Genomic DNA, 22,305 nt, shown 5'->3' with positions numbered 1-22,305 from the left:
GGAGACCTTCGTAGGCGTTGACACGGACCGCGGAGGTTGATGTCCGGAGCAAGCGGGCGGCTCCTGAAGAGGTGGCTTGCGGCCGGTCAGGTCGGTAGGGTTCCCGCCTGCCGATCAAGAAGCCGAGGGACGCTCATGACCTCAGAGGGACACGTCAACGCAGCCCGTAGCAAGGTCTTTGGTGAGGTGGCCGAGCTCTACGATGCGGCCCGCCCTGGCTACGCAGACACGATGGTCACCGAGGTGCTGGCGTACGCGGCTCTCGGGGACCGTGCGGCTGTGGAGATCGGCGCGGGTACCGGGAAGGCCACGGTGCCGTTCGCCGTGCTGGGGATTCCGTTGGTGTGCGTCGAGCCGGATACGCGCATGGCCGAGGTGCTGCGACGCAACACCGCCGGATATCCGAACGTCCGGGTCGAGGTCGGCGACTTCGAGCAGTGGCAACCGGGCGGGCGGCAGTACGGGTTGCTGTTCGCCGCCTCCGCCTGGAATTTCCTGGACCATGGCCGGCGCTGGGACCTGGTCCGCGCCGCGCCCGCCCCCGGCGGTGCCATGGCGCTGGTCAGGAACCCGCACGGGATCCATGACGCTGGATTGCGCGCCGAACTCGCCGGCATCGCAGACCGCCACGGGGTCACCGGGGCTCCGCACCGCTTCCTGGCCTGCGATCTCTCCGGCGACGAGCCCGGGAACTGGGACCAGGTCTGGCCAGATATGGAGTGCCGCCGGGACGGCCGCTTCACTGATCTGCGTTCGGTCCGGTTCCCGCAGAATCTGCGATACGACACCGACCGCTACCTCGGCTATCTCACTTCGCTGTCCGCCTACCGCATTCTGTCCGACGACCGCCGTGAGCGGGCACTCGCCGAGGTCGGGCGCCTGCTTGACGCCCACGGAGGAGGAATCGACGTACTCCAGGTCACCGACGTCTTCCTCGCCCGCGCTCTCTGAGCGACCGATGCGGCACCTGCGGGGAAAGCGTCCGCTGGGGTTGCCAGCTGGTGACGGCCTGCTGTTCGACGCCAACGCGACCGCGCGCCGACCTAACGAATACTTCAGCGCCGGCGCGGGGCCGGTTCACTGGATCCGCTCGGTGGCACTTGCCCACGATCCAACTGGCGAGTTCAACAGAGCCAAGGCCAAGACCGACGGTTCCCAATTTGGGTTCCCCGTCACCTGTACCCCGGCTTACGGTCCGACTTCTCAGCCTTCTGGGGTTCTGGACATGTCGAACGGTCACACTGGAAGACCCAGTCCTGTCCACCTCGATAGACGTCCGCCACGTCCGGCACCTGTAGCCGACGGAGGTAGCGGTCGTCTCTCAGGGCGGATGGCTGTTCACAGGCCGGTGACGGGCTGCCCGGTGAGTGCTTGGGCGATCTGCCAGAGCTGTCCGCCGCGGGATGCCTTCACGAGGACGACGTCGCCGGGGCGGAGGATGGAGGCCAGGTAGGCGGCGGCGGTGCCGTTGTCGCCGACCATCGCGATGTCCGGGACGCCTGCCGCGCCTGCCGCGAGGGCGAGTTGTTTGGCGAGTGTGTTGCCGACCGCCACGATGAGATCGACGCCGTTTTCGGCTGCCATGCGCCCGACCTGGCGGTGGGCTTCCACGGCTTCGTCGCCCAGTTCCAGCATCTCTCCGAGTACGGCGATCCTCCGGCCGCCTGCGGCCTCGGTCGTGTCGCCGTCTGCCTCGGTCATCAGGACTCTCCGTTGTTCAGGGGCGCGAAGGTGATCGCGCGGCCGGCGTAGGAAGGGGACAGGCGACTCAGGGGGACTTGATCGTGCGTCTGGCCCCAGGCCGATGGGTCCCGGATGAAGATTGTGGGGTCGGGATCGTCCTCGTAGCCGCGAAGGATGATGAGGTGGCCTCCGGAACGTCCGTCGTCGGGGAGTTGCTCGGTTACGGACACGATGACGGGTGCGACATCGAGGCGGGCGAGCAGGTCTTCGACGGGTACGGGCTCTGCGGTCGCCGGGACACCGAGGTCGGTGGCCAGGCTCGCGATGCCCGCGTGGAGTGCTCCACGCGGGGTCAGGACCTCGTGCTTGACGGCGAGTTTCAGCAGTTTCGTGACCGTGGGTGCCTCGCGCCCGTAGGCGAGCAGGATCATTCTCAGCGATGCCAGGCCGCACGCCCGGTTGGACCATTCCAGCCTGTCCCCGAGTGCCCAGCCTCCGTGTAGATCCCATTCCTCGGGGGCGATGAGTTGTCGGCACATGGGGACATCGTGGACGCGCGACACAGCGGGCGGGCTCCTACGGTGAGACGGCAGCCTCCCGAGTCAGCGTGGTGCTGGAGAACGCGGGAGTGGGCAGGGGAACATCGTAGGGCGGTCGGGTCAACGCCTCGTGCAGCATGGCCACTACGACATCCGTGTGCGTGAGTCCGACCATCGCGGCGCCCACCACGAAGTTGCTGTCACGGGACATGCCCGGCGTGCTGTTGACCTCCAGCACGAACGGCTGGTCGTCCTCGGCGAGGATGAAGTCGACGCGCGCCGAACCACGCAGCCCCAGCCCGTCCCACAGCTTCGTGGCGCACTCGGTGACCTTGGACAGCACCTTGGGCGACAACTCAGCCGCCCGAACGGCTACTGCGCCCTTGGAATCAACGTCGAGCTTGGTGTCGGCGTCGTAGAACTCCGCCTCGGTGGCTTCGGTGGCCAGCGGGGGGAGCACAACGACTGCGCCTCCGGGCAGTTCCAGGAGCCCCACGGTCAGCGGTACGCCTGTCAGGTAGTCCTCGACCAGTACGGCGTCGCCTTCTTCGCCAGCAGCGTCCGCCAACGCCAGGGGAAGATCTGCCTGTTCGCGGACCAGGCTCATGCCCACGCTGGAGCCGCCGAAGGGCGGTTTGACCATCGCCGCCCGACCGTTCCACTGCATCGGCCCGCCGGACCACACCCACCACCCGGGGGTGGGGACGCCGAGGCTCAGCATCACCCGCTTGCAGAGGATCTTGTCGGCGGCGACCGCGGACGCTGCGACTCCGCTGCCGCAGTACGGCACGCGCAGGTAGTCGAGCAGGCCCTGCAGCCTCCCGTCCTCCCCGTACGGACCGTGAAGGTTGGAGAGGGCCACGTCGTAGCCGGCCAACTCCGTGATGAAGTCCGGCTCGCACGGGTTCAGCACTTTCCAGCGGGCACCGATGTCGTCGAGAGTCTCGGACAGGGCGGTCACGGAGCGCTGGTCCACGGGGCATTTCGAGTGGTAGAGCCGGTCCTCCGCTGATACCGGTCCGTAGACGAGGGCGACACTGAGCCCTTCGCGGTCGCGCTGCCAGTCGCGAAGGTTCTGGGCGGCCTCGCGCACCGCGAGGTCAGAGCTGGAGGTGAGGAACTGAGTCATGCGAGGACCCCTTCGAAGGTGTGGGTGACCGGGCCGCCGACCCAGTGCGTTCGCTTCGGCCGGTCGGGATGCGGCCGGACCGTAAGCGGCTCCCCGGCCCGGTTCTGGACGGTGACTGCACGCTGCTGCGACACGAGGCCGCGCAGGGTGGCGATGACGACGGCCGCGACGGCTCCGCTCCCGCACGAGAGGGTTTCCGCCTCGACGCCGCGCTCGTAGGTGCGGATCTTCAACGCCTGGCGGCCGGCGGCCTGTACGAAGTTGACGTTCGTCCCCAGCGGGGCCAGGTCCGGGTGGTGGCGGACGAGACGTCCGACGAGTACCGCGTCGATGGCGTCCACGTCGTCTACGACGGCGACGACGTGTTCGGTGCCGGTGTGGGCGCTGTCGAACCAGGTCGGTTTGCCGTTGATGACGGTCTGCACGCGGCGGGGATGGACCGCGCCGATTTCGGTCGTGACCCACACGGAGTCGTCGCTCACGATCGCCTCGTGCATCACCCCCGCCATGCGCAGACTCATCTCGCGGAAGCCGTGGTCGTGGTGCGCGGCCCAGGCGGTACACCGCAGAGCATTGCCGCACATCGTCGCGATCGAGCCGTCGGCATTGAAACAGCCGACTTCGAAGACGACCGGGCTGATGCTGATCAGGCTGCTGACGACCAGGCCGTCGGCGCCTATGCCGGTTCGCCTGGCACAGAGGCGCTCGGCCTCCTTCGGCCAGTCCTCCTCGCTGTCCGGAGTGGGGTCGGATAACAGGACGAAGTCGTTCCCCGCTCCGTGGATCTTGCGGAAGCGCATGGCGAAGCTCCTCGCTGGCGTGAGGTGACAGTTCTCGTGATGGCTGAATGGGGCTTCGGGTCAGAGGAGTTCGACGGGCCGATACGTGGTCGTCGACTCCTTCATGACCCACGGGGAGTGCCCGTCGAAGATCAGAACCCGGCGCCCCGCGGTGCCGCCGGACCTCATGTCGCGGACCCGCAGGTACAACCCGTCGAGGAACACGAAATCGCCTATGTGGACATCGCTTGGTTGCCTGTAACCGGGGATGGTGCCGAGGGGAGGAGGCACAGGGGTTGGTTCGGTGGTGCGGCGCTCGTACATTCAGCCTCTCCAGATGGCCAGGAGGATCGAACCGCCGAGTGCCAAGAGGCTTGCCACGTAGCAGAGTTGTTGGTCCCGGGGGCTCAAGGGGCACCGACCACGTGGCCGTGAAGACGGTCGCGGACCGACGGGATACCGATCTCCCCAAGGGGCATCCAGGCCGCCGCGCCGGCTTCGATCACCATCGGAGCGATGGCACCGGAGTGGGCCCGGAAGAGGTATCGGAAGCCGATCCGGAGGCGGGGGCCGTACCGGTGCTGCCCCGCTCTGGTCACGTCGATCAGGAAGGGGCCATCGCTGTCGGGCTCCGTCCACACGTCCCGGATGCCGACCGCCTCGGCCAGCAGACGCAGGGCCGCCCCTCCGAGCGAGTCGTCCTGCTCCTCCGGCTCCGCTTCGGCCAGGGCGAAGGCACCGTTGTGCCGCAGGGACAGGACGCGATTGTGTTCATCGACGATGACCGCGCCCGTCGTCACGAGGGGACAGCGCCGGCTGTGGGTGCAGGTACCGCGCTGGGCGTGGTCGCGGGCGGCGTCGTACACCGGCATCAGCGCCATCTGCTCGTCAGGGTGCTCGTGGATGTAGCGGGACAAATCCTGGACGATCTGGTCCTCCCGGACACTCACGGGGCACCGAGCCCGTGGCGCTGTGTGTAGATCCACAGGAGCCTTCGTGTGACGTCGGCGGCATCCCGGAGGTAGATGAAGGCGCCGAACGACGGGGTCTCCGCGGTCGGCCGGTTCTGGAGGTCGAGGAGCCGGTACCCCGTGCGGAACAGCTCCCGTACCTCGTCGTCCTCGTCCGCCCCCAGATCCTCACCGAGCAGAAGGTTGAGGTGTCCGACGATCTCCGGCAGGGAGGTGTCCATGTCCTTGCGGGTGGAGGTGGCCATCTGCATGGAGAGGGCTGCCTCGGTGCTTTCCGAAATCGTCTCGACGTCGACGGGGAGAACTTCGGTTCCCGCGCTGTCGGTTGCTCTCGATGCCTTGCCGCTACTTGCCACAGTGATCACCATCTCGCCCCTTCAGCACGCGTTTCCGGCCGTGCCAGTAACGCTAAGAAGGGCGACGGGAAGGGCTCTACGAGTGTGCCGGAACTTGCCCGGCATTCACCCCAGGGATTCGATGGCTGCCGTGATGATTTCGCGGGCCGCCGAGCCGTAGACGGCAAGTTCGGCCAGTTCCGTGAACGTCTGGGCATACATGGCAAGTTCGTGCTTCTGCGTGACGGCGAGGTGGGCCGAGACGAGTTCGACGTGGGCCGTGTGGTCGTCGTACAGGAAGAAGCCCTCGACGGGCCAGAGGCCGGAACGGTCGGCGTCTTCAGGGATGATGCCGATGCTCACCGAGGGAAGCGCCATGACGCTGAGCAGATAGCCGAGTTGGCCGGCCATCACTTCCGTCCCGCCTATGCGCTTCCGGAGTGCTCCCTCTTCCAGGAGGATCGCGAACGTGTGGTTGCCGTAGACGATCTGCTGCTTCTCCACACGCACCTTGACGGCCGCCGGCACGTCATCAATGAGGCCACGGCGGTTGCGAATTGAGGTGAGCAGTGCGGTGATGTACGAGGCCGTCTGTACCGGGCCGGGAATGAGCCACGGGGAGTAGAAGCGGAAGCGCTTGGTGCGTTCCCACAGGGGGAGGACGGACTCCTGGGCCTGCTTCAGGCCGGTGCGCTCCAACCTGCGCCACTCGACATACATCCCCTCGATGCCGCGGGCTGTCGAGACGAGATCCTCGGCTGCGCTCTCCGCACCGCACGCGGCGGCCCACGCACGCAGGTCGCGCTCCGAGGGCGGACGCGTGCCGCTCTCGAAGCGCGAGCACTTCGACTCGTGCCAGCCGAGGCTGCTGGCCAACGCTCGTTTGGTGAGCCCGGCTTCGAGCCGGATTTCGCTCAGGCGTTTACCAAGAGCCCTGCGGGCTTCCTGAACGCTCGAAGATGGCGATGTCATGTCGCTGCGACGGTGCAGTTCGGGCTGTCAGACCGGCTGGAACTCTGCGTGCGGTGTTGCCCGCGCCCACACGGCCTCGAAGGCCGACTCGCAGAGCTTCGCGACCGCTGGGTCGTCGGTGAGTTCCACCTCCATGTTCTCGCCTTCGCCGTCGAAGTGGTTGACGAGGACGAGGCTGGAGTCGAAGAGCCAGAAGTCGTTGCCCGGGAGCCCGAGGTCCGTAGCGTGTCGCCGGGAGAGCCAGCGGACGTCCTCGCCGGCGGCGATGTTGAGTCCGTCCGTCACGTCGTACTCGAAGCGGATGTACTCGCTGACGGGAGTCGAGACGACCCGGGCCCGGCGGACCTCGACGCTTCGCGAGGTCGCCTCCGTGACGCTGGCGTGCCAGTCACCCCAGCGCTCGGCCGGGTCGAGTGCGATGCCGGCCCTCCAGTCGATGAAGGCCGGGTCCGACTTCATGTACGCGTCGCGCATCTCCAGATGGACAGCCGTCCGCTGGCAGCCGCGGAACAGTTCCTCAAACGTCGGGGTCCTCGTCAACCTTTTTCACCTCCAGGAAGAACTGCACCATGCGCCGGGGGATCTCCACCACCGATTCATGGCCGGGGATGTCCATCTGCCCGAGGCGCTCGATGTCCTCCACCTTCCACCCCTGCACGAGGTAGCTGTCCTTCTCCTCGTCGAGGTAGATGGTGGGGGAGCCGCCACTGGGACTCTCCGGGTCCTTACCGAGCTTACGCAGGGCCATGATGTCCTCCTCGGATGCCGGTAACGATCTCTGTGCCAGAGCTTGCCCGTGGGTGTGCCGTGGGGTCAGGAACTTGCCGAAACTTGCCAGGAGTACGGAAGTTGACCTTACGCGGCCGGGGTCAGAGCGACGAAGAGCGGACCGGCCGCAACACCCCAGGGATGGCCGGATTCGATTGCTGTCCGCTCTTCCCTGGCAACGGACATCGTTCCTCCAGGGAACGCACCGTCCGTTCCCTGGAGAAACGCCCTGTCTGTTCCCTCGGGGAACACCTGTGACGCGCTTACGCCCCCAACTTGGGTCTCTCATACGGCTAGGTTTGCTGTCAGTCGCCTCGATTGGGTGGCGACGGACGCCAGTTCGCCGGAGGCAGACAGGGAAGATCGCGAAACCGCTGGTGCTCTGCGGATTGGCATGTCAACGTGGACGACCGTCCGAAACCCCAGGTCAACGACGGTCAGTAACCTATCCCGAGGCACGGAGGCGGCCCCTGCACCCGCACCATCCCAGCGATCCCTCCCGTTCCGATTCGCCGGACCCGGTGTACTGGGTCACCCCGCGCCACTTGGCTGGTGACGACGGTGCGCTTGCCGAGCGGATCGGCGACACCCTGGCCGACCTTGGCTGGCGGATGTGGCCCACTTCCCGCCACACCCTGTTGTATGCGAGCCCGGACAACCTGCGTGGTGCCGAGTGGATCCTCGCGGCCAACCCGTTCGAGCTGGGCGGACTGCCTGTTGCCTGGCAGTTGAGCGCCCGTCCGCATGCCACCTCGGCGATGACGGAGTGGAACGCGTACTTCACGACTGGCGTCCCGTACGAGGCGCTCGCCGATCTCCTCGTGGCGATCGACGCCGACGAGGCAACCGACACCGACTTCGGCGGGGCCGAGACGGTGCTGAACGCGCTCGGTGCCCAAGGCTGGCTCCGCGACGTGGATCGCCCCCACACCACCGCCACGGACCCCGGGCTCTCCGGCTGCGTCTCCCTGGAGCTGATGCCACCGCTCATCCAGGACGCCGACCCACGCCCTGACCTGTCGGGATGGCAGGCGTGGGCGGAGCCTGTTCTTGGCGCCCCGTACCTGTGGTGTGCCAGCTTCAGCGCCAGCGTTCCGAACGGCCTGGTGGCCGCGTTCACAACGTCGCTTGCCTCACCGATCCCGGTGCCCCGCCACAGTGTGCCCAAGAGCGCCGAGGGACGGCTCACAGTCGTCCACCGCAGCTGACGATCCGTGCCCTGACGGAACCGCAGGTGTGCTGCTCGTCGCCAATTTTCGCGAGCGGTAGCAGGGCGGACGCATCAAGCACATTCCCTGCGTCCGTCCGACGACAGAGAGGAAGAGATCTTGTTCTTTCGACGCGCTCGCAAGCACCGCGCATTGCGCGAAGCCCAGCGTGCCGGCTACGCGCTGCTCATGCAGCTACAGGCCACACAGCCGTGGCGCGATTTCCCCGAGCCGACCGCACCGGTTTCAGCACCGGCTGCGGAGGAATCGGCGCTGAGTGACCTCCCGCCGCCGGATTTGCGGGTGCCGTCCCGCCAGGAAGTGGCCGGGCTGATGATGCGTTGGGAGCAGCCACTCGTCATCGACGGCGAGGTTCGTACGTGCCCCGAGTGCGGCGTGTACCGGGACTGGATCGTCTTCTGCATGCGCGACGACTCGATATGGCTGCGGTGCCGGGCTGGCCACGAGACGAAGGAGCCCGGCCTGGACGCGGCCTGGTACGACCGCAACTCCGGTCCGGTCGACCAGTTCCATCCCACCCTCGAAGAGGGCCTGCGCCACCTCGGCCACTGAACCCCCGAATCCCCTGGGTTCCTTCTCGCTGCCGGTGCCCGGAGGCCCGGCTTGGTCAACCTGTCCGTTTCGTAGGCCATTTAGGGGTTCGTTTGCGCCTTCACACCATGACCGTCCTCAGCCTGAGCGCCTTCGCCGTCCTGGCCCTGGAGGTCTGCTCGATCGGCAGCACCTCCTCCAGCGACCCGGAGTCCGCCGCGACCGCCTCGTCCGAGGACGCCTCGATGCCAGCGCCGCTGTCTTCGGCCGAGCTGGCCAAGCGGCTCCTGGGCGAAGGTGACTTGGGCGAGGGGTACGCCCGCACGCCGCTGCGTTCCGCCGTGCACGACGACGTGAGCGTGATCGGCTGCCCGGCGCTGGAGAAGCTCGGCGCTGACGCGGCGACCGGTGCCGGCCTCGACTTCTTCCGCAAGGCGAAGGCGTCCTTCACCTACGTTGGTGGCAGCGATTCCGAGGTGTCCGAGGAGTTGTACAGCGACAGCGCCGCGAGGCTGTCGAAGGGCATTGGGCAGATCTTCGAAGCGATGCTCTCCTGCCCCACGTACCAGGTTGCCTCGGGCAGCACCGTCATCGACATGGGCACCCAGATGACGGCCGCGCCTGATCTGGGTGACGAGCAGTGGAGCCAGCTGCTCACCTACTCGGTTGGTGGGCAGCGCAGTGTCGTCAAGCAGACGGCGGTCCGAATCGGCACCGTCCTGGTGATCGTCTCCGGCTCGCCGGGTCTCGTGGACGCCAGCCTGGAGAAGGCACTCGCCAAGGCGCAGGCCGCCTCCTAACCCAAACGCTTTACCGCTGCCCCTCTGCCTTGGTAGAGGGGCAGCGGCGTATAGCCCGGATTAGCGTGCGTTGTGCGGCCCGTCGTGTCGGCCTGGCGAGGGCAGGGCACTACTTCGGACCTTCGTCGCAACGGTGGGGTGTTGGGGCATCGTGGTGGCGTCGGCGGGTAGGTCGGCCATGCGTCGCAGGCGCCACACGAGCACGTCGCTGATCGAACCTGCAGTGCCCAGCTCCCGCCGCGCAGCGGCTTCGGCCAGCAGCGCTGCCGGGTCGTGGCCGGCGCTCTCGGTATCGGCGAGCGTGGCGGCCAGGGCGTGCCAGCCCGGTTCGGCGAGAACCTGATCCGCCAGCTCCGGCACTGCCTGACGCAGGTGGGCTGTCTGCCTCTGTCGCAGGGGCTGCGGCAGGCGCCGACCCCGCTGATACAGCACCCCCAACGGAACACCGGCGGCGGCTTGGTAGGCGGCGCGCAGGTGCTCGGCGGCATCCTGGGCAGCAACCGCCTGCTGAGCATGCCCCTTCTTCGCATGCCAGTGGGCCGCGGCGGTGACGAGGAAGAACGCCATGTCGATCACCATCGCCGTGGTCGCCCCGTCTTCCCCGCGGCCGAGCGCCGGCCCGCTGTAGACGAGGTCGCGGGCTGCCTGTCGCAGGGCCCGGTCGTGCCCGCGTTCGGCCTTGACGTGGGAGCGGGTGGCCCGCTCGAACACGAAAGCCGCCTCACGCAGTTGATGGCGGGTGTGCGCGGCGGAGGTCTTGGCGAGCGCGTCCAGGACCTCTCCAGCCGCCGCGATGTGCGCGGCCACCGCCGCGTCCTCACCGCCGTCGACGACCAGCACCGCCTGCCACACCGCCGTGGCTGCCCGACGGCGAGCAGTGGCCGGACCGCTTGGCGAGGGATCGGAGGCTCGGTCGGACGGTGCCCTGTCGCTTCGGCCGACGGCGTCGCCCTCGCCAGAGAAGCGTGCGCGGATACGGGGGAGGGACAGGTCGGGGGAGAGAGTGGAGCCCGCGTAGAACACCGGCTCCTTCTCGCCGTTGCGGTTGTCCGGGAGGGCGACCGTGTAGCCGAGCAGGTCACCAGAGGGCGCGACGCGCCTGCGGATCAGCAGGCCGGCGGAGGCCAGTCGGTCGAAGAACTCCTCCTCGCTCGTGGCTCCGGCGACTGCGCGGCGTACGGTTTCGCGCAGTTCCTCGCGTGCCGGTTGTTCCCTGCCCTCGCGTTCGGCCTTGTGGCGTTCGGCGCTGGTCGGACGCTTGGCGGCGGTCCCGTCTCCGGAGGGGACGCGGCGCAGGTTGTAGTCGACTTCAATGCGGCGGCACTCGGCCTGGGCACGGCGGGCCTCGTTGTGCAGGCGGGGCCGGCGGCCGTCGTCCCGGACGAGGGTCGCGATGATGTGGATGTGATCGTCGGCGTGCCGGACGGCCGCCCAGCGGCAGGCGGCTTCGTCGCCGTCGGGGGCGATGCCGGTGGCGGCGACCATGCGGCGGGCGATGGCCGCCCAGTCCTCGTCGGACAGGATCGGATCCTCTGGGGCAGCCCTAACGGACAGGTGCCATACGTGCTTCTCGGGTCGCTTGCCGACGGGCAGGGCGGTGACGGGCTGGTCGAGCAGATGCTCAAGCTGCTCGTAAGTGGCCTTCGGGTCGCGGCCGGGGTCGGGGGTGAGCGGGTCGAAGGCGGCCACCAGGTGCGGGTCGATGTGCTCCTCTTCGGTACCGGGGCCGTACAGGTAGCGGATCAGACCAATGGTCTCGCTGCCGCGCTTGTGGATGCTGGGGATCATGCGGGGGCACCGCCGTCGCGGTGAGCGAGCAGGGCATCGGCCGCGTCCTCCATGCGGCGGGCGGCGCTGCGCACGGCCTCGGCCGAGGCATCCAGGTGGGGTGCGTCGGCGCCGGAGTTGAGGGCTCTGGCGACCTGGTTGAACAGGCCGTGCATGCGGCCCAGGTGCCGGCGGGCGGCGAACAACTCGGCGATGACCTCTCGTTCGGTGGCGATCTCGGCGGCGGTGCGGGTCAGGTCACGGGCGGCCTTGTCGACGGAGTAGGCGAGGAAGGCGGCGTTGGACATCTCGCAGTGGGCGGCTGCGTCAGTGAAGCGCTTGAACTCGGCGTCGTTCATGCGGCAGCTGGGCTGGCGCAGGCGCTTGCGTGACTTCGGCTGACGGACGCGCTGACGTCTCTTTGCAAGGGACTCGGCCTGCCGTTCCCTTCCCTGCTGCGGTCCGCCCTCGGTCGCAGCCTGACTGTCCGGTGCCCCCTGGTGCCGGGCTGTTCCCGCCACCCTCGGGGCGGGAACCCCGGAAGCATCGCTTCCGGTACAACTTGCTGGCGTTGAGGCTGGGGTGGTCATCTCCCTTTGGGCGGTGGGTAGTTCGTTTTGCGAGTCGCGCATTGAGCGTTCTTCCTCGGGCGTTGTGGGTGGAGCGGATCAGTGTGGATGGTCGGTGTGAGTGGCCTTCAGCTCGGCCTTAATGGTGCGGACGACCTCGCCGGCTTTGTCGCTCGCGACGCTGTAGCCGTTCTCGCGCACGGTGTGTTCCAGCAGGTCGCGGGAGAGGCGTCCGGTCTCGTGGAGCATGCGATGGGCGAATTCGATGAGGACCTCCTGCGTCGCGCGCGGTCTGGGGTCCGAGGGGTCCGGCTTCGCCCGTGTCGCCTTGCCCCGATCGGTGTCCGGTGGCTGCCCGCCCGAGATTGGCTTCGGGTTGGTGGTCGTGCGGGCGGGCGGTTGCGGGCGGCTTTCGGGCTCTGCGCGGGCAGCCGGGTCGCCAGCGTCATCGCCCGCATCGGTCTCGGGCGGACGGCCCGGGTTCTTTCCCCGCTTCGTTGCCGTGGCGCGCGGGCGGGCGGTTGCTGCACCGCCCGTCGTGTACGGGGCGGGTTCGGGCCAGCGCCTGGGCAGTGGGACGGAGGCCAGGGCGAGGGCCTGCTGGCGGGTGGCGAGCTTGCGCAGCAGCAACTCGTCCTGCCGCTCGTCGCGGTCGACGTCGGCCTGCTCCAGGGCCTGGTGCAGGCGGCGGGTGAGGCGCCGGCCGCGCAACTTGGAGCGTTTCTCGGGCTTCATGGCCTCTGCCCGGAGGATCAGGGTGACGGCTCGGTCGAGGGCGCGCTCGCGGATGATCCGGGCGGCGTCTGCGTCCCTGTCGGCGATTGCCAGGCGGGCCAGCAGCCGTTCGCGAACCTGTCGGGCGAGGACAGCGGTCAGACTGCGGGAGTCGGCATCCGGGGTGCGGTGGCGCAGTTCGATGCCCATGGCCAGGTGCCAGAGCACGGCCGCCAGGACCGGGCCGACGAAGGCCCGCACGGTTCCGCCGACCAGCCCGGACTCGGCGTAGGCGGGCACGATCTGCACGCCGGTGATCACCCAGGTGAGGGTGCCGGGCAGACCGGGTGCCCGCTTCGGGCCGTTGAGGTTCGCCCGGGCGAGCAGGGCGGTGGAGAACAGGGCGAGTTCGGCGGCGGCGAACATCGCCGCCCGTTCGATGCTGCTGCCCATGTCGAGGTAATCGGCGGCGAACCGCCAACTGGTGTCCGCGCTGTAGGCGGTGCAGCCGATCGCGGCGAGGGCAGCGACCCGGACCGCGGCGGTGCTACGGCGCTGCTCGGCGTCCCGCTTCCATAGGCGCCGCCGTAGGGACCATGCGACGGACAGTGCGACGGCGACCAGGACCGCGATTACCACAGGCGAAGGGATCCAGTGCGGCCAGGCGGGTATGCCGTTGGCGCTGATGAGTGCGGTGGTGCCAGGGGTCATGCAGAGGCTCTCCAAGGGCCAACGCGAGCGAGGGCATGGCTCTTGCGTGGGCGGGGTGAGGTGAGGGCGAGGAGGGAGACGCGCGGCTGCCGTCAGGCGGCGGGCGCGGTACGGCGTCGGTCGGGGCCGGTGAGGATGACGCGTTCCGTCATTTCGGCGAGGCGTGAAGCGACGCGGTCGCCGAGCGCGGTGCGCAGCTCGGGGATCGGCAGGTTGGTGGTGATGAGGGTGGGGAGCATGTGCTCGTACCGGTGGTTGATCAGCCGGTAGGTCAACTCCTCGGTCCACTCGCTGGTCTTGGCCGCACCGAGGTCGTCCAGGAGCAGCAGCGGGCATCGGGCCAGCGTCTGCAGCTCCCGTTCGCCGTCGTGGCCGGCGCGGGGGCGGAGCCGCGCGTGCAGGTCGGCGCTGGTGGTGGCTTCCCAGCGCAGGCGGACACCTCGGGTGAGGAGGGCGCGGACGGCGCCGTATCCCTGGTGGGTCTTGCCGGTTCCGGTGGGGCCGGCGATCAGCAGCGACGGTCCCTCGGCGATGCCTGGTCCGCCAGGTCCGGGGCGTCCTGCCCCGGCGATCCGGTCGGCCCAGGCGGTGATCTGAGGGTGGTCGGCCAGGGCGCGGCGGTAGCGGGCGGGGATGCGGGCGTCCGCAAGCTCCAGGGCGGTGACCGGCTCGGCCGGTGGTTCCTGGGCCGTGACCGCAGGGTTGATGCCGCGAGTGGCCAGGATGCCGTTGAGCCGGTCGGCGATCGGGCCGACCCGGTGGGGCTCGCGGGTGAGAGTGGCGCTCAGAGGTCACCTCCATAGGCGGCATTGATATCGGCGGGGTTCGTCCATGCCCTGTGGGTGGCAGGCATGGGCGCGGCGTTCATGACCTCGTGGACGAGACTCGGCAGGACGCTCGGGGACAGGCCCTTGACCCGGTGGCGTTCCAGTGCGGCCCGGAGGTGGCTGGGGGCGATGCCCTCGTCGAGCAGCTTCCGCACCTGCTGTCCGAGACGCTTCAGGACGTCGTCCGGCGGGCGGTGGTTGCACGCGGCCACGTATTCGCCAAGGAGATCCTTGGCCGAGACGGTGTCGGGCGCGGGGGCGCTTGCGACCCCCGAAGGGTTACTTCCTAGATCCACGGTCCTAGGTCCTAGATCCGGACGATGAGGTGTCACCGCCGATGCAGGGAGGGCTCCCGAATCCATCACGGAGCGCTCCGTGAAATCCTTCTGACCTGCGGTTTCGTTATCAGGGGTCGAGTGCGGTGCAGGCTCGCGCGCTTTGCGGGAGGGCTCACGGAGGGGTCCAGGAGGAGAAGGTGCGGACTCCGTGACGCTCGCCTCCGTCACCGGTGCGGCGATGATCGGCCGGGTCCGGGAAGGGCCGTTATGGCGAGGGCAATCGGGCAGACGGCTCATGCTCGGCCGGTTGATCTTCTGATGCTGATGCCATGTGACGACGTGCAGGTACCGCTTGTCGTCCGGGCCCGTGTAGCGGCAGATCAGTCCGGCGTCGGCTAGCTGGGCGAGGTCCGTCTCGACGTCGGAGGGCGTGTGGTCGGGGCGTAGGACCCACAGTTGTCCGGCGATGATCGCGGCGTGGTCGCGGTGGCGGCCCTGGTCGTCGGCCTGGGTGAGCAGGCCGAAGAAGGTGCGCTCGGCGGTCAGCGAGACGGCGGCCAGGGACTCGGAGACGAAGGCTTCGGGCTTGATGGTGCGGATTCGTGCCAAGAGGGGCGGGTCCTCACTCGGTTGCAGGTGGGCAGGAGCCCACGGCTCACCGTCGATCGGCGGTACGGGCCTACGGGGTGGGGGAGTTGGCCTGTCGGCGGCACGGGGCGCGCTGATGGCCGCTCGCGCTTTCCGGGGGTGTCGTCAACATAGCCACACCCAGGTCGCACAAGTCCAGCCCCATCCCGCGCAATCTCTTACGGCAGAAAGGAAGCCGCAAAAGCGGGCGGTAGGGGGCGGTGGCAAAACGGTAAGGCACGATCGCCGGTTGACCAAATAGTTGTGCCGGTTTCCGAGCCAGAAGCATCACATCGGGAAGCCGTTGACGTGCCGGAGACGGGCAAGCTACAACACAACACCCCATGTCGCAGCAGTCACTGAGCGGTGATCAGCGCGGCGGCTCTCGGGTCATGTCAGCGCGGGGAACCGCTCCGCATGCGGACAACGCGGGGGAACATAGACCACGATCGCCGGTTAACCAAACCGGCGAATGGACGCTACAACTGGAGCCATGCCCGCACGCTCATTGGAAATCGGCCCCGCAGGAATACGGGCGGCCCGCACCATCGAAATCCTCCGCACCGAACGAGGCTTCTCGCAACGCCAACTCGCCCGCCGCGTCACCGCACTTGGCCACCCGATGTCCAACACCATGCTGTCTCGCATCGAACGTGTTCAGCGCCGGTGCGACATCGACGACCTCGTGGCTCTCGCCCAGGCACTGCACGTCGCACCCCCAGTGCTCCTCGGAGACCCCACACTCGTCTGACCTGCCCCCGGAGCTGGATTCACAGTCCGGGGAAGGTCGGTGAGTGCTTGCCCCGGGCCCTACAGCTCGTACTCGCTGGGGCATATAGCACGAGATCCCCGGTTACCGAAACCGGGGATGCTCCGCACCATTGATGGTGTTCGCCGACCGCGCCCGGCACAGAGAGCCCCTTTCCACTGTCGCGCCGCCTGGCAGACCACACCCGCCCTCGCGCCATGCCCACGGAGGCCAACCTTGCCTGCACGACCGTCTTCTGCTCCGAAGCCGAGTTCCATCCAAGTTCCGGATGCCACCCCCGCTACGCGCCAGGCATTCCTGAGTGTGAAAGGCGCCGCCGAATACCTCGGCCTGTCCCCGCACACCCTCTATGTCTGGCGGCATCGCCGAAACGGTCCGCCCAGTTTCCGGATGGGGCCGCGTGGCCGCGTCATGTACCGGATAGAAGCGCTCGACGCCTGGATCCGCGAACAGGAGCAGGCCGACTCGCGTTCCAATACGACCCTGAGCCCATTGGGCGCCGCACCGCAGAGACGCTCGGACTACGCCACGGGCGCCTGACCCGGCTGACTCCTATCGCACGCAACCTGTCATCGAGGGAAGTATTTGGCCGGCTATATAGAAGACCGTTGGATCAAGAAGAAGAAGGACCCCGACACCGGCAAGCGGGAACGCACCACCCGCTACGGCAAGGGCTCCCGGTACCGAGTCGCCGGTATCCCCGGTGTCCGGGACAAGTCGTTCGACGTGCTCGAAGACGCCAAAACGTGGCTGCGAACGGCCGGCACCGACAGCGAACGCGGCGAGTTCGTCGATCCCCGGGACGGCTCCATCACGCTGGACGACTACGTAACACGCTTCTGGCAGACGGGAGTTCGTGGAGCGCCCGGCACGGTCAAACGCATCGACGAACGAGTCCGCCTCCACATCCAGCCTCAGCTGGGCACCGTCGCCCTGCGGGACATCAGCCCGGCGGTACTGCGCGGATACATCGCCGCGCTGGAGAAGGAACTCTCGCCGCGATACGCCCGGCAGATCCTCGGCACGCTCTCGAACATCGTCGAGACCGCCATCGACGACAAGCGCCTGGTGCGCAATCCGATGCGGGCCAAGTCCGTGCGGTGGCCCAAGGCGCCGGAGGATCAGAGAGAAGCCTGGCCCCTGGAGACCGCGCAGCGCGTACGGGACGCGATCAACGCGCGCTACCGCATCGCCGTCGTGCTCGCGCTGGGCTGCGGGCTGCGGCAGGGTGAGGTCTTCGGGTTGTCGCCGGAGGATGTCGACTTCGCCCGTGGAGTCCTGCGCATCCGCCGGCAGGTCCAACTCCTCGGCGGGCGGCTGTACTTCACCTTGCCGAAGGGCGGCAAGACCCGCGTCGTCGACATGCCTCCGTCGGTCGCTGGGGCCCTGGCCCAGTACTTCATGGAGTACCCGGCGGTCGAGGTGGAGCTGCCGTGGGGCGGCCCGGAGCCCGAACGGGAGACGAAGAAGTTCCCGCTCGTCATCACCACGACGTACGGCAACGCCCTGCGCGCGAACATCTTCAACGTAGAGGTGTGGAAGCCGGCCCTGGCCGCCGCCGGCGTCATCCCCCTGCGTAAGAAGGGCGAGCGGTGGAAGGCGTCGCGCAAGGACGGCTTCCACGTGCTCCGGCACACGTACGCCTCGGTCATCCTCGAAGCGGGCGAGTCCGTCGTCACTCTGGCCCGCTGGCTCGGCCATTCGAGCCCGACGATCACCCTGGACTACTACGCCCACTTCATGCCGGAGGCCGGCGGCAAGGGGCGAGGCGCCATCGACGCCCTGATCGGCCAGCCTGCACTGGCTGCGTAGACATCCTCTCCGCACAACCCACGAAACGGGTGGGCACAGCGATCTGCTGTGCCCACCCGTTTCGACGTTCCACAAGGGAAGTTGGCTACTCTCCGTGCCGATCAGTGCTGCCAGCCTGCGCCTCAGCGGCGAGGCAACCGCCGGTCAACGCCCGCGATCGCAGGAATCGGAACGCGGCTCATTCTCCCCAGATTCTCCCCAGCGACCTTGAAGGCATCGTCGGAGCCTGCGATCAGGGCCGCACTGCCGCGCAGAAGCACCTCCTCGGGCGATTACTCAGAGCCAGTCTCTGCGCTTGAAGATGACGTACAAACTGGTGCATACAACCGCCATCAGGACGATGGCGAAGGGGTATCCGAGTACCCAGTGCAACTCTGGCATGCGCCGGAAGTTCATCCCGTAGATCGTCCCGACCAGCGTCGGAGCGAACAAAATCGCCGCCCACGACGAGATCTTCTTGATCTCCTCGTTCTGCTCGAACCCCGCCTCCGCCAACGCCCGCATCTCCGCGTTCTGTTGCTGGGTGACCAGGGTCGCGTTCACCGTGAGGATGTCCGTGAGGGCCTGGCGGAAGCCGTCGACTCGTTCGCTGGTGTGGGTGACGTGGTCGGCGACGTCGCGGAGGTAGCGCTGGAGTTCCTCGTCGGTGCCGTACTTCGCGAAGCCCGCCATCAGGCTGTGCAGCATGCCCACCAGGGGGCGGGTGGCGCGCTGGAACTCGACCATTTCGCGGGAGAGTTCGTAGATGCGGCGGGAGACCTGCGGTTCGCTGCGGAAGACCTCCGTCTCGATCTCGTCGATGTCGATCTGGACGCCGGCGACCACCGGCGCGTAGCCGTCGACGACCGCGTCGAGGATGGCGTACAGCACCGCCTCGGGGCCGAGCTTCAGCAACTCCGGTGATTCCTCCATGCGTTGGCGGACCGCCGACAGATCGGGGGCCGCGCCGTGCCGGACCGTGATCACGAAGTCCGGGCCCACGAAGACGTGCAGCTCGCCGAAGTCGACCTCCTCCGTGGTGTCCAAGTAGCGGGCCGCGCTCAGGACCACGAACAACGTCTCGCCGTAGCGCTCCAGTTTGGGTCGCTGGTGTGCCTCCATCGCGTCCTCGACGGCCAGCGGGTGGAGGTCGAACTCCGCTGCCAGGGAGAGGAGTTCGCTCTCGGTGGGGCGGGCGAGGCCGATCCAGGCCATGCCGGACGGCTGTTCGCGCAGTTCGCGGAACGTGTCGGCGAGGGTGTCCGGCGCAGAGACGCGCACGCCGTCCCGGTAGAGGGCGGCCTGGACGACGCTGCCCGCGTCGGACGGTTCCGAGGGGGGTGCGTCGGCGGGGGACACCGGGGGCTTCGGTTCGGGTGCCGGGGGAGGGGCCTGCGTACGGCGCCAGCCGGACGTCCTGCCGTTCCTGCCGTCTCTGCCGTTCTCCGAGGTGGGGCGGGCGCGTCGCTGGGGCATCGCGGTGCCTCTCGATCGGGCCTATGTCCCTACGTCTACGTGATCACAGGGCATGAGCAGGATATACGGGGGCAAACAGCCGGGGCGTGTGAAACGGGTCCCCGACTCGGTGAGAGTTGCGGACGGAAGGTGTCCGCAATCGCCCTTAGCGTGGGAGCGTGACCAAGGCGAAGCCCCCGACCGCTCCCGTACTCGACATCCGCGCCCTCAACCGCGCCACCCTCGACCGGCAGCTCCTCCTGCGCCGCTCGCCCCTCTCGGCGCGCGCCGGCATCGAGCATCTCCTCGGCCTCCAGGCCCAGAACGTCAAGCCGCCGTACTACGCCCTCGCCGCCCGCCTCGACGGATTCGCGCCCGAGGAGTTGTCCGGGCTGATGGCCGAGCGCGAGGTCGTCCGGATCGTCACCATGCGTTCCACCATCCACACCCACACCGCCGCCGACTGTCTCAGCCTCCGCCCGCTCGTGCAGGCCGCCCGTGACCGCGAGCTCGGCAATTTCCGCAAGGGGCTCGCCGGGGTCGACCTGGACCGGCTCGCCGTACTCGCCCGTGAACTCGTCGAGGACGAGCCGCGCACCATGAAGGAGTTGCGCGAGGCACTCCTCGTCGAGTGGCCCGACGCCGACCCGCAGGCCCTCGGGATCGCCGCCCGCTGCAAGCTCCCGCTCGTCCAGGTCACCCCGCGCGGGCTGTGGGGACGGAGCGGTCAGGTCGCGCTCACCACCGCCGAGCACTGGCTGGGCCGCCCCGCCGAACCCGCCCCCACCCCGGACGCGACCGTCCTGCGCTACCTCGCCGCCTTCGGGCCGGCCTCCGTCAAGGACATGCAGACCTGGGCCGGTCTGACGCGGTTGCGCGAGGCCTTCGAGCGGCTACGGCCCCAACTCGTCACCTTCTACGACCCGAACGGCGTCGAACTCTTCGACCTCCCGGACGCGCCCCGCCCCGCCGCCGACACCCCGGCCCCGCCGCGCTTCCTGCCCGAGTTCGACAACCTGCTTCTCTCCCACGCCGACCGCACCCGCGTCGTACCGCCCGAGTACTGGGGCCGCGCCTGGCAGGGCAACGTCGCCCACCGCACGTTCCTCGTCGACGGGTTCCTCGCCGGGGTCTGGAAACTCGACGACGGCGACGGCCACCTCGTCATCGAACCCTTCGGCAAGCTGACCAAGGCCGAGAGGGACGAGGTGACCGCCGAGGGGGCGCGGATGCTCGACACCATGCACACGGGGACGTCGTACGACATCCGGTTCGGGACGGTCGTACAGCCGTAGAACCCACGGACCGTAGAACCCAAGGACCGTGGAACCCAAGGGCCGTGGAACCGTGGAAGGTTCAGTCCGCTCGGCCCGTCACCGCGACCGTCACTCCCAGGCCGATCATCGTGAAGCCGCCCGCGCCGCCGATCAGGGAGAGGCGGCGGTCGGAGCGGGCGAACCAGTTGCGGGCCGCCGAGGCGGTCAGGCCCCAGAGGGTGTCCGTGACCAGGCCGATGGAGATGGGGATCAGGCCGAGCAGGAGCATCTGGAGCGGGACCTGGCCCGCGGAGTGGTTGACGAACTGGGGGAGTACGGCGGCGAAGAACACCACGCCCTTGGGGTTGGTGACGCCGACGAGGGCTCCGTCGAGGACTGTGCGCAGGTCACCTCGGGGCTCCTGCCCTGGAGCTGTTCGCATCGCGGACGCCTTCAGGTCCTTGCGGTGGCGGAACGCCTGGATGCCCAGATAGATCAGGTAGGCCCCGCCCGCCAGTTTCACCGTCAGGTAGATCGTGACCGACCGTTCCACCAGCGCGCCGATGCCGAACGCCACGGCCGTCACGAGGAGATACGAGCCGAAGACGTTGCCGATCGCCGTCGCCACCGCCGTACGGCGGCCGTGGGCGAGCGCGCGGCCGATGACGAACAGGACACTCGGGCCCGGGATCACGATCACCAGCAACGACATCGCGGCGAAGGCGAGGAAACGGTCTGTGGACACCATGCGATCACTCCCATCCGGCGCTCATTGAAACAGGCGGGAAGGGGTCCGCTCTAGGGGCCGGTTGGTGGCCCGCACATGGATAGGGTGCGTTGCGGGCTGCTCGTGGAAGCCCGCAACGCACCCTGGTATTTCCCTGAGGAGTGCTCAGGAGTTCTTCCGGGTTACGAGTTGACCTGTGTGGTCACCAGGCTGGAGAACGTGGTCAGCCGGGAGTACACACCCGGGTAACCCGCCTCGGCACAGCCCTCGCCCCAAGAAGTGATCCCTGCCAGGACGCCCCCGATGAGCAGGGGACCGCCGCTGTCGCCCTGGCAGGTGTCTACGCCGCCGGATGTGTATCCGGCGCAAACCATGTCGGACGCGATGAAGTCCGAACCGTAGGAGCTCTTGCAGCTGGAGTCGGACACGATCGGGACGGTCGCGGTCCGCAACTGGTTGGAGGAGCTGCCGTTCTCCGAGGTGGTGCCCCAGCCGAGGATGCGGGCGGTGGTGCCGGCCGCGTACACGCTGGTCTGGGAGGAGGAGACGTACGACGCCGTGGTGTACGGCATCGAGGTCGACAGGGTCAGCACGGCCACGTCGTCGCCGTTGGTGGCGTCCGTGTAGCTGGGGTTGATCCAGATCTTGCTGACCTTGCTGACGGTGCCGTTCGTACCGTTGAGGTACGTGCGGCCGCCGACCACACGCACGCTGCTCGTGGTCTCGCCGACCATGCAGTGGGCGGCGGTGACCACCTTGGTGGCGGATACGAGCGTGCCGCCGCAGAACTGGTTCTGCGAGGCGTCCGTGATCTGCATGACGAACGGGTACGTCGTCGTCGTGGTCGTGGAACCGCCGACGATGGGCTGGGGGGCTGCCACAGCGGTGGGGGCGCTGAGCAGTGCGGTCGCTGCGGCAGCGGCGGCTGCTGCGACGACTGCGGTGGTTCTCTTGGCGCGGTTGAGCCCGAACATGAGTCTCCTCATTGGCTTGCCGGTGGGGGATCGCGCGGGTGTGGGGGTGTGCAACGGGGGTCGCGGGACCGACCCCCGTATGCCCGGGCGAGCGGCACACCCAT

General features: G+C 68.3%; 26 protein-coding genes. 8 read left to right on the top strand and 18 right to left on the bottom strand.

Annotated elements, in window-relative coordinates; all coding sequences use genetic code 11:
- Positions 1-135 precede the first annotated feature (135 nt).
- Positions 136-951 carry a methyltransferase domain-containing protein gene (locus OG714_RS12120; protein ID WP_406120388.1) on the top strand — a complete coding sequence of 272 codons (816 nt, stop codon included), beginning with the start codon at positions 136-138 and terminating at the stop codon, positions 949-951.
- A 387-nt stretch (positions 952-1,338) separates the two neighbouring features.
- Here the strand turns inward: OG714_RS12120 and OG714_RS12115 are convergent, their stop codons facing one another.
- The 10 genes from OG714_RS12115 to OG714_RS12070 form a co-directional block, all read right to left on the bottom strand.
- Positions 1,339-1,701, bottom strand: coding sequence for a glutamate ligase domain-containing protein (locus tag OG714_RS12115; protein ID WP_406120386.1), 363 nt, complete (start codon positions 1,699-1,701; stop codon positions 1,339-1,341).
- Complete coding sequence (locus tag OG714_RS12110) at positions 1,701-2,222, bottom strand: C39 family peptidase (RefSeq protein ID WP_406120384.1); 522 nt, start codon at positions 2,220-2,222, stop codon at positions 1,701-1,703. The genes OG714_RS12115 and OG714_RS12110 overlap by 1 nt, the downstream gene beginning before the upstream one ends.
- A 37-nt stretch (positions 2,223-2,259) precedes the next feature.
- On the bottom strand, positions 2,260-3,351 hold the full coding sequence (locus OG714_RS12105) for an ATP-grasp domain-containing protein (RefSeq protein ID WP_406120382.1): 1,092 nt from the start codon (positions 3,349-3,351) through the stop codon (positions 2,260-2,262).
- Positions 3,348-4,151: a diaminopimelate epimerase gene (gene dapF, locus OG714_RS12100; RefSeq protein WP_406120380.1), complete on the bottom strand. Its 804-nt coding sequence runs from the start codon at positions 4,149-4,151 to the stop codon at positions 3,348-3,350. The genes OG714_RS12105 and dapF overlap by 4 nt, the downstream gene beginning before the upstream one ends.
- A gap of 60 nt (positions 4,152-4,211) precedes the next feature.
- Positions 4,212-4,355 carry a hypothetical protein gene (locus OG714_RS12095; protein ID WP_406120378.1) on the bottom strand — a complete coding sequence of 48 codons (144 nt, stop codon included), beginning with the start codon at positions 4,353-4,355 and terminating at the stop codon, positions 4,212-4,214.
- 182 nt (positions 4,356-4,537) lie between these two features.
- Positions 4,538-5,080 (bottom strand): NUDIX hydrolase, encoded by a 543-nt coding sequence (locus OG714_RS12090; protein WP_406120377.1) that lies wholly within the window; start codon positions 5,078-5,080, stop codon positions 4,538-4,540.
- Complete coding sequence (locus OG714_RS12085) at positions 5,077-5,469, bottom strand: hypothetical protein (protein WP_406120375.1); 393 nt, start codon at positions 5,467-5,469, stop codon at positions 5,077-5,079. The genes OG714_RS12090 and OG714_RS12085 overlap by 4 nt, the downstream gene beginning before the upstream one ends.
- Positions 5,470-5,562: 93 nt before the next feature.
- A complete protein-coding gene (locus OG714_RS12080) occupies positions 5,563-6,408 on the bottom strand; it encodes a helix-turn-helix domain-containing protein (protein WP_406120373.1) in 846 nt (281 codons plus the stop codon).
- Positions 6,409-6,435: 27 nt separating this feature from the next.
- Positions 6,436-6,948 carry a DUF6879 family protein gene (locus OG714_RS12075; protein WP_406120371.1) on the bottom strand — a complete coding sequence of 171 codons (513 nt, stop codon included), beginning with the start codon at positions 6,946-6,948 and terminating at the stop codon, positions 6,436-6,438.
- A complete protein-coding gene (locus tag OG714_RS12070) occupies positions 6,926-7,156 on the bottom strand; it encodes a hypothetical protein (RefSeq protein WP_210592287.1) in 231 nt (76 codons plus the stop codon). Before OG714_RS12070 ends, OG714_RS12075 begins: the two co-directional genes overlap by 23 nt.
- 541 nt (positions 7,157-7,697) lie before the next feature.
- On the opposite strand from OG714_RS12070, the gene OG714_RS12065 reads away from it, so the two are divergent.
- The 3 genes from OG714_RS12065 (at position 7,698) to OG714_RS12055 (ending at position 9,736) form a co-directional block, all read left to right on the top strand.
- On the top strand, positions 7,698-8,384 hold the full coding sequence (locus OG714_RS12065) for a DUF317 domain-containing protein (RefSeq protein ID WP_406120369.1): 687 nt from the start codon (positions 7,698-7,700) through the stop codon (positions 8,382-8,384).
- A 120-nt stretch (positions 8,385-8,504) separates the two neighbouring features.
- Positions 8,505-8,957, top strand: coding sequence for a hypothetical protein (locus OG714_RS12060; RefSeq protein ID WP_406120367.1), 453 nt, complete (start codon positions 8,505-8,507; stop codon positions 8,955-8,957).
- 107 nt (positions 8,958-9,064) lie between these two features.
- Complete coding sequence (locus OG714_RS12055) at positions 9,065-9,736, top strand: hypothetical protein (protein WP_406120365.1); 672 nt, start codon at positions 9,065-9,067, stop codon at positions 9,734-9,736.
- A 60-nt stretch (positions 9,737-9,796) separates the two neighbouring features.
- Here OG714_RS12055 and OG714_RS12050 read toward each other — a convergent pair whose 3' ends face one another.
- The 5 genes from OG714_RS12050 to OG714_RS12030 all read right to left on the bottom strand — a co-directional run bounded on the left by OG714_RS12050 (position 9,797) and on the right by OG714_RS12030 (position 15,211).
- A complete protein-coding gene (locus OG714_RS12050) occupies positions 9,797-11,524 on the bottom strand; it encodes a relaxase/mobilization nuclease domain-containing protein (protein ID WP_406120363.1) in 1,728 nt (575 codons plus the stop codon).
- Positions 11,521-11,862 carry a plasmid mobilization relaxosome protein MobC gene (locus OG714_RS12045; protein WP_406120361.1) on the bottom strand — a complete coding sequence of 114 codons (342 nt, stop codon included), beginning with the start codon at positions 11,860-11,862 and terminating at the stop codon, positions 11,521-11,523. The genes OG714_RS12050 and OG714_RS12045 overlap by 4 nt, the downstream gene beginning before the upstream one ends.
- A 309-nt stretch (positions 11,863-12,171) precedes the next feature.
- Positions 12,172-13,497, bottom strand: a complete 1,326-nt coding sequence (locus OG714_RS12040; protein WP_406120359.1) for a hypothetical protein — start codon at positions 13,495-13,497, stop codon at positions 12,172-12,174.
- Between the two features lie 92 nt (positions 13,498-13,589).
- Positions 13,590-14,285 carry an ATP-binding protein gene (locus tag OG714_RS12035; protein WP_406131794.1) on the bottom strand — a complete coding sequence of 232 codons (696 nt, stop codon included), beginning with the start codon at positions 14,283-14,285 and terminating at the stop codon, positions 13,590-13,592.
- A complete protein-coding gene (locus OG714_RS12030) occupies positions 14,282-15,211 on the bottom strand; it encodes a hypothetical protein (RefSeq protein ID WP_406120357.1) in 930 nt (309 codons plus the stop codon). The genes OG714_RS12035 and OG714_RS12030 overlap by 4 nt, the downstream gene beginning before the upstream one ends.
- A gap of 511 nt (positions 15,212-15,722) precedes the next feature.
- On the opposite strand from OG714_RS12030, the gene OG714_RS12025 reads away from it, so the two are divergent.
- From OG714_RS12025 to OG714_RS12015, 3 genes are all read left to right on the top strand, one after another.
- A complete protein-coding gene (locus OG714_RS12025; RefSeq protein ID WP_406120355.1) occupies positions 15,723-15,980 on the top strand; it encodes a helix-turn-helix domain-containing protein in 258 nt (85 codons plus the stop codon).
- 117 nt (positions 15,981-16,097) lie between these two features.
- Positions 16,098-16,538: a helix-turn-helix transcriptional regulator gene (locus OG714_RS12020; RefSeq protein ID WP_406120353.1), complete on the top strand. Its 441-nt coding sequence runs from the start codon at positions 16,098-16,100 to the stop codon at positions 16,536-16,538.
- A gap of 45 nt (positions 16,539-16,583) precedes the next feature.
- Positions 16,584-17,810 carry a tyrosine-type recombinase/integrase gene (locus OG714_RS12015; protein WP_406120351.1) on the top strand — a complete coding sequence of 409 codons (1,227 nt, stop codon included), beginning with the start codon at positions 16,584-16,586 and terminating at the stop codon, positions 17,808-17,810.
- A 276-nt stretch (positions 17,811-18,086) separates the two neighbouring features.
- On the opposite strand, the gene OG714_RS12010 is transcribed toward OG714_RS12015, so the two are convergent.
- Positions 18,087-19,265, bottom strand: coding sequence for a magnesium and cobalt transport protein CorA (locus tag OG714_RS12010; RefSeq protein ID WP_406120349.1), 1,179 nt, complete (start codon positions 19,263-19,265; stop codon positions 18,087-18,089).
- Between the two features lie 158 nt (positions 19,266-19,423).
- Here OG714_RS12010 and OG714_RS12005 point away from each other — a divergent pair, with 158 nt between their 5' ends.
- On the top strand, positions 19,424-20,539 hold the full coding sequence (locus OG714_RS12005; protein ID WP_406120347.1) for a winged helix DNA-binding domain-containing protein: 1,116 nt from the start codon (positions 19,424-19,426) through the stop codon (positions 20,537-20,539).
- Between the two features lie 61 nt (positions 20,540-20,600).
- Here the strand turns inward: OG714_RS12005 and OG714_RS12000 are convergent, their stop codons facing one another.
- A complete protein-coding gene (locus OG714_RS12000; protein WP_406120345.1) occupies positions 20,601-21,248 on the bottom strand; it encodes a LysE family translocator in 648 nt (215 codons plus the stop codon).
- A 161-nt stretch (positions 21,249-21,409) separates the two neighbouring features.
- Positions 21,410-22,201: a S1 family peptidase gene (locus OG714_RS11995; RefSeq protein WP_406120343.1), complete on the bottom strand. Its 792-nt coding sequence runs from the start codon at positions 22,199-22,201 to the stop codon at positions 21,410-21,412.
- Between the last annotated feature and the right edge of the window lie 104 nt (positions 22,202-22,305).

Source organism: Streptomyces sp. NBC_00989 (assembly GCF_045162655.1).
Classification (GTDB): domain Bacteria; phylum Actinomycetota; class Actinomycetes; order Streptomycetales; family Streptomycetaceae; genus Streptomyces.
This window is presented reverse-complemented; position numbering and strand designations above follow the sequence as displayed.

Excerpts from the sequence above, each read along its gene's own strand:
- OG714_RS12010 (WP_406120349.1), bottom strand. The coding sequence starts at position 19,265 with ATGCCCCAGCGACGCGCCCGCCCCACCTCGGAGAACGGCAGAGACGGC.
- OG714_RS12080 (WP_406120373.1), bottom strand. The coding sequence starts at position 6,408 with ATGACATCGCCATCTTCGAGCGTTCAGGAAGCCCGCAGGGCTCTTGGT.
- OG714_RS11995 (WP_406120343.1), bottom strand. The coding sequence starts at position 22,201 with ATGTTCGGGCTCAACCGCGCCAAGAGAACCACCGCAGTCGTCGCAGCA.
- OG714_RS12070 (WP_210592287.1), bottom strand. The coding sequence starts at position 7,156 with ATGGCCCTGCGTAAGCTCGGTAAGGACCCGGAGAGTCCCAGTGGCGGC.
- OG714_RS12040 (WP_406120359.1), bottom strand. The coding sequence starts at position 13,497 with ATGACCCCTGGCACCACCGCACTCATCAGCGCCAACGGCATACCCGCC.
- OG714_RS12045 (WP_406120361.1), bottom strand. The coding sequence starts at position 11,862 with ATGAACGACGCCGAGTTCAAGCGCTTCACTGACGCAGCCGCCCACTGC.
- OG714_RS12000 (WP_406120345.1), bottom strand. The coding sequence starts at position 21,248 with ATGGTGTCCACAGACCGTTTCCTCGCCTTCGCCGCGATGTCGTTGCTG.
- OG714_RS12115 (WP_406120386.1), bottom strand. The coding sequence starts at position 1,701 with ATGACCGAGGCAGACGGCGACACGACCGAGGCCGCAGGCGGCCGGAGG.
- OG714_RS12050 (WP_406120363.1), bottom strand. The coding sequence starts at position 11,524 with ATGATCCCCAGCATCCACAAGCGCGGCAGCGAGACCATTGGTCTGATC.
- OG714_RS12120 (WP_406120388.1), top strand. The coding sequence starts at position 136 with ATGACCTCAGAGGGACACGTCAACGCAGCCCGTAGCAAGGTCTTTGGT.
- OG714_RS12055 (WP_406120365.1), top strand. The coding sequence starts at position 9,065 with ATGACCGTCCTCAGCCTGAGCGCCTTCGCCGTCCTGGCCCTGGAGGTC.
- OG714_RS12105 (WP_406120382.1), bottom strand. The coding sequence starts at position 3,351 with ATGACTCAGTTCCTCACCTCCAGCTCTGACCTCGCGGTGCGCGAGGCC.
- dapF (WP_406120380.1), bottom strand. The coding sequence starts at position 4,151 with ATGCGCTTCCGCAAGATCCACGGAGCGGGGAACGACTTCGTCCTGTTA.
- OG714_RS12025 (WP_406120355.1), top strand. The coding sequence starts at position 15,723 with ATGCCCGCACGCTCATTGGAAATCGGCCCCGCAGGAATACGGGCGGCC.
- OG714_RS12085 (WP_406120375.1), bottom strand. The coding sequence starts at position 5,469 with ATGGTGATCACTGTGGCAAGTAGCGGCAAGGCATCGAGAGCAACCGAC.
- OG714_RS12110 (WP_406120384.1), bottom strand. The coding sequence starts at position 2,222 with ATGTGCCGACAACTCATCGCCCCCGAGGAATGGGATCTACACGGAGGC.
- OG714_RS12020 (WP_406120353.1), top strand. The coding sequence starts at position 16,098 with ATGCTCCGCACCATTGATGGTGTTCGCCGACCGCGCCCGGCACAGAGA.